The sequence below is a fragment of the Mesorhizobium sp. B1-1-5 genome (assembly GCF_006443065.1).
GTDB lineage: Bacteria > Pseudomonadota > Alphaproteobacteria > Rhizobiales > Rhizobiaceae > Mesorhizobium.
The window spans coordinates 1-1,260 of record NZ_VFWS01000470.1 but is presented as its reverse complement, the minus strand read 5'-3'; the positions used below and the strand labels follow the sequence as shown (position 1 = coordinate 1,260).

Below are 1,260 nucleotides of genomic sequence, written 5' to 3'. Positions count from 1 at the left end.
ATGTCGCGCGCGAGCTCTCGACAAGCGCCTGGATGGCGTCGGCCAGATGCGCCTCGGCGATGTTGTAGTCGCCACGCGCGACGCGGAGCTTGTGCGCTTCCATCAGCACGTCGGCATGGCCAAAGCCGGCCGGCGGCTCGAAACGGTAGGAAGCAAGTTCGATCAGCAGCCCAAGCGGATCCTCGAAATAGATCGAATCCATGAAACCGCGGTCCTTGACGCCACTGTGCTTGATGGCGCGCTCGTCAAGCCGGGCGACCGCCTGCAGGAAGGTGACGCGCGATACGGCAAAGGCGATGTGGTGGACGCAGCCCGTGTCGGTCGGCGTGCGGCGCTTTGCCGGCGTGCGGGTCTCGTCGGTAAAGATGGTGATCAGCCGCCCGTCGCCCGGATCGAAATAGAGATGGCTTTCGGCTGCCTTGTCGAGGTTGGGTTGCTCGAAAATGAATGGCATGCCCAGCACGCCTTCCCAGAAATCGATCGACGTCTGGCGACCGGCGCCGACCAGCGTGATGTGATGGACGCCTTGCGCTTGCAGTTTCTGCATTTCGTTCTCCCCCTGATGTCGGCGTTTCGATATCCGTAAGTGCCGGCTGTCAGCCCGCCGCCATGATGCGAATGGCGTCTCTTATGCGAGCGCTGGCTTCCTGATCCGCGCCGTTCCCTTGGCTCGCCGAACCTTACGCGCCGGCTTTGTGAGACGATGCTAAACCAATCAGTCGCGCCGCGCCAGAAGCCGCATCCGGGATCGGCCCTGCCCCAACGCAAGCACGGCGCTGGAGCAGCGCCATGCAAGGTTTCGCCCCTATAGCTGGCGGGAGCGGAGCCGACAGGGGCCGGAGCCGTTTTCACACAAGGCCGCTTGTCGCATGGCCGATGTCGCCATTCTCGAAACACGCGAAAGGGTTCTCGCCGGTATCCTCCTGACCGGCGCCGCCTATTTGCTTGTTTCGACGCAGGACGCATACATCAAGCTGCTGGTAGCCGGCATGAGCGTCTGGCAGATCCTGTTCTACCGCAGCATCACCATACTGACCGCCTGCGCGGCGATCGGCGGACGGCATCTCTATGCGGAGACGGCGCGGTCGCCGATCGTGTGGCCGATGCTGTTGCGCAGCGTCTTCACCCTGGCGGCGTGGCTTTGTTATTACAATGCCGCGCGCAGCCTGCAGCTCGCCGAACTGACCACCGTCTATTACGCGGCCCCGATCATCGTCACCGTGCTTTCGGTGGTGATGCTTGGCGAAAAAGTGCCAATGC

General features: G+C 62.9%; 2 protein-coding genes. One reads left to right on the top strand and one right to left on the bottom strand.

The genetic code is table 11. The features are described 5' to 3' along the window. Window positions 1–547, bottom strand: a 547-nt coding sequence (locus tag FJ980_RS32465; RefSeq protein ID WP_140547544.1) for a VOC family protein, incomplete at its 3' end; no start/stop codon positions are given. Window positions 548–869: 322 nt separating this feature from the next. On the opposite strand from FJ980_RS32465, the gene FJ980_RS32460 reads away from it, so the two are divergent. Beyond that, window positions 870–1,260: EamA family transporter (locus FJ980_RS32460; protein WP_140547543.1), on the top strand; the 391-nt coding region annotated here is incomplete at its 3' end.